The organism is Silvania confinis, from assembly GCF_025564085.1.
Taxonomy (GTDB): Bacteria; Pseudomonadota; Gammaproteobacteria; order Enterobacterales; family Enterobacteriaceae; genus Enterobacter; species Enterobacter confinis.
This window is the reverse complement of sequence record NZ_JAMGZJ010000017.1, coordinates 1-374: the sequence shown is the minus strand read 5'-3', so window position 1 is coordinate 374 and position 374 is coordinate 1. Positions and strand designations below refer to the sequence as shown.

The window sequence follows — 374 nt, the reverse complement described above, 5'->3', positions numbered from 1 at the left end:
CCTCCGGGTATCCCCGCCACCGGTCGCTTCGAACATGACGAACCCAACCGGCTCTGGCAGATGGATTTTAAGGGCCACTTTCCCTTTGGCGGTGGCCGCTGCCACCCGCTCACCCTGCTGGATGACCACTCCCGTTTTTCGCTGTGCCTGACGCACTGTTCCGATGAACGGCGCGGGACCGTACAGCAGCTGCTGGCGGGTGTTTTTGAGCGCTACGGGCTGCCGGACAGAATGACGATGGACAACGGCGCCCCGTGGGGTGACACCACCGGGACCTGGACGGCGCTGGAGTTATGGCTGATGCGCCTCGGTATCCGGGTGGGTCACTCCCGGCCTTATCATCCGCAGACCCAGGGCAAGCTCGAACGCTTTCA

At 63.6% G+C, this 374-nt stretch carries 1 protein-coding gene; it reads left to right on the top strand.

Going from position 1 to position 374, the window contains the following annotated elements:
- Nucleotides 1-374: DDE-type integrase/transposase/recombinase (locus M8013_RS00080; RefSeq protein WP_271265812.1), on the top strand; the 374-nt coding region annotated here is incomplete at both ends.